This window comes from Cryobacterium frigoriphilum (assembly GCF_004403305.1).
Lineage (GTDB): Bacteria > Actinomycetota > Actinomycetes > Actinomycetales > Microbacteriaceae > Cryobacterium > Cryobacterium frigoriphilum.
This window is the reverse complement of sequence record NZ_SOHE01000071.1, coordinates 1-3,115: the sequence shown is the minus strand read 5'-3', so window position 1 is coordinate 3,115 and position 3,115 is coordinate 1. Positions and strand designations below refer to the sequence as shown.

Annotated in this window: 3 protein-coding genes; all 3 read right to left on the bottom strand. The window is 72.7% G+C overall.

What is annotated here, in order from left to right:
• Positions 1-154: 154 nt before the first annotated feature.
• Entirely contained in the window at positions 155-1,585 is a 1,431-nt protein-coding gene (locus tag E3T55_RS20970) for a sulfate/molybdate ABC transporter ATP-binding protein (RefSeq protein WP_134520701.1), read from the bottom strand.
• Complete coding sequence (locus tag E3T55_RS16775) at positions 1,582-2,367, bottom strand: ABC transporter permease (RefSeq protein ID WP_134520700.1); 786 nt, start codon at positions 2,365-2,367, stop codon at positions 1,582-1,584. Before E3T55_RS16775 ends, E3T55_RS20970 begins: the two co-directional genes overlap by 4 nt.
• Positions 2,364-3,115 (bottom strand): molybdate ABC transporter substrate-binding protein (gene modA / locus E3T55_RS16770; RefSeq protein WP_134520699.1); only part of this gene is annotated, 752 nt, incomplete at its 5' end. The genes modA and E3T55_RS16775, both read right to left, overlap by 4 nt.

Below are 3,115 nucleotides of genomic sequence, written 5' to 3'. Positions count from 1 at the left end.
GATCAGATCAACGAACTCAGTACGGGTGTTAGCGGGAAACAACTTAGGCATGAAACGCTCCATCTCCTGAAGCGTTGCTACGACCATATGACTTTGCCCGCCCCAGACCGACGATTCACCCGCTCTCGCGGAACGGGACGGGACCGATGGGCGCTCAGCGGCGGTGGGCGCTCACCTCGGTCGCCTTGACCGAGAGCCAGACGTTGCTGCCGACACCGAGGCCGAGTTCGGCGACGGATGCCGCGGTCACCTCCGCAATGATCTGCGGATTCCCGCTGGTGCGTAGTCGCACACCCCCGCTGCCGGGCTCGATTCCGGTGATCGTGGCCGGCCACACGTTGCGCGGGCTGGCGTGCTGCGGCCGCTCGGTCTGCACGACGACGGCCGACGGGCGAAAGACCGCGGCGGCGGCCGGACCCGAGCCGGTCGGGGCGAAGGGAACGCTGTCGGCGAGTGCGGCGTCCGGGGCGGAGTCGGGCTCCGTGGCGAGGGCGGCGGAACCCGGGGCGGGGACTGGCGGGGCGGGGATTGGCGGGGCGGAGAGGGCGGCGGCATCCGCTGGGCGCACCCGAAAGATGCGGCCGTCGGGGGCGACCACCGCGTCGTCGACGATGCGGCCGACCACGAGGTTCACCCCGGCGAGCGCCGCGACGAACGGGTTGCGGGGGGCCTCGAGCACGGCGGCGGTCGCGCCGACGTCGATGATGCGGCCCTCGTGCAGCACCGCGACGCGGTCGGCGAGCACGACGGCATCCACCACATCGTGGGTGACGAGGATCGCGCTGGTTCCGGTCGCGGCGAGCTGCTCGCGAATCAGCTGCCGCATCTCCGGCGCGGTTTCGGCGTCGAGGGCGGCGAGGGGTTCGTCGAGCAGCAGCACCCGCGGCCGGGCGGCGAGGGCGCGGGCGAGGGCGACGCGCTGCTGCTGTCCGCCGGAGAGTTCGGCGGGCAGGGCGTCGCCGCGGCCGGCGAGTCCGACCCGGGCGAGCCAGGCATCCGCTTCGGCACGGATCGCGGCCCGCGACCGCGCGAGCTGGTGGGGCTGGTGGGACGGGTCCACCCGGCCGGCAGCGCGCGACCGCGCCCGAAACGGGTGACCGCTACGGTAACGGCCGTAGCGGCTGCCCGTTTCGGGCGCGGTCATGACCGCGACGTCGCGGTGCGGGGCCAATTCGGGTGAAGCGGATGCCCCACCCACCCGGATCGCGAACTCCACGTTCGCGCGCGCACTGAGGTGCGGAAAGAGCAGCGCGTCCTGGCCGAGGAGGCCGATCCCCCGGCGTTCCGGCGCGACGAGCACCCGCCCGGCGGCCGTCTCGGCGCCCCGACCCGCACCGCCGCGGGTCAGCACGACCCCGCCGAGCAGCACCGTGCCGGTGTCGGGCGCGAGCAGCCCGGCGAGCAGCTCGAGCACGGTCGACTTGCCGGATCCGTTCGGGCCGAGCAGCGCCAGCACCTCTCCGACGGCCAGGTTCAGCGTCAGGTCGAGGGCGAACGCGTCGCGCGTGAGGGCGAGGTGTGCGCGGAGGAGGGGTGGGGCATCCGTCGCCGCGTTCTGGGCCGGCGACCCGACACGCGCGGTCATGCCAGCGCCCCGGTGCGGCGGCCGCCGACGAGCACGAGGATGATCACGGCGACCGCGATCAGCAGCAGCGACAGGGCGACGGCCTGGTCGGTGGTGACGCCGGATCCGTTGAAGGCCGTGTAGATCGCGAGCGGCATGGTGCGGGTGACGCCGGCCTGGTTGCCGGCGAACAGGGCGGTCGCGCCGAATTCGCCGAGCGCGCGGGCGAAGCTCAAGACCGTGCCGGCGACGAGTCCGGGCAGCACGAGCGGCAGGGTGATGCGGGAGAAGACCGTGCTGCGCCCGGCCCCGAGGGTCGATGCGACCCGCTCGAAGCGGGTGCCCTGGGTGCGCAGAGCGCCCTCGACAGCGATCACGAGAAACGGCATGGCCACAAAGGTCTGGGCGATTACGACCGCGGCCGTCGTGAACGGCAGCCGCAGCCCGAAGGCGAGGTCGAGGTATTCGCCGAGCACGCCGGTGCGGCCGAGCAGCAGCAGCAGCGCGATGCCGCCCACGAGCGGCGGCAGCACGAGGGGAACGGTGACGATCGCGCGCAGCCACCCGGCCGTGCGCGGGGTCGACCGGGCGATCACGACGGCGAGCGGCACCCCGAGCAGCAGGCAGAGCACCGTCGAAACGGATGCCGTCGCGAGCGAGAGTCCGAGCGGCTCGAGCGCCTCCCGACTCAGCAACAGGCCGGGCAGGCCGATCCAATCGACGCGCAGCAGCAGTCCGGCGAGCGGCAGCACGAGCAGGGCTAGCCCGATCGCCGCCGGAATATAGAGGACGCGGGGGATCACGGTGAGAGAAACCCTTTCTGCGCCAGCACGGCCTGCCCCGCGTCCGACAGGACAAGATCGACAAACGCCTGGGCGGCCGCGGCGTGCGGGCTGTCGGCCACGACCCCGATCGGATACCGCCCCACGACGGCGTCGGCTCCGGCGGGGGTGACGCCCTCGAGGCGATCCGGGTTCGCGGCGATGTCCGTCGCATAGACGAGTCCGGCATCCGCCTCGCCCTCGGCGACCTTGGTGACGACGGCGGTCACGTTCTGCTCTTCGCTCGCGGCGGTCACGGCGACTTCGGCGTTTCCGAGCAGGGCAGCGGATGCCGCCCCACACGGCACCTGCGGAGCGCACAGCACCGTGATGAGCCCGGGTTTCGTCAGGTCGTCGAGCGCGTCGATGCCGAGGGGATTGCCCGGCGCGACCGCGATGCGCAGGGTATTGGAGGCGAACAGGGTCGCCGTATCGACGAGCGACTGCCTGGTCAGCACCGCCATGTTCTTCTCGTCGGCGCTCGCGAAGACATCCGCAGGGGCGCCGGCTTCGATCTGGGTGACGAGGGTGGAGGATCCGTCGTAGGTGACCTCGACCTCGACGGCCGGGTTCTGCTGTTCCATCAGGGTGGCGAGCTCGTCGAAGGCCGCGGTGAGCGAGGCCGCCGCATAGACCGTGAGGGTCTGGTTTTCGAGCGCGGCGCCGGGGGCCGCCGCGCCGGGGGCGAGGTTGGGCGCGGGCGTGCCCGTGGTCGCGCAGCCGCCGAGCG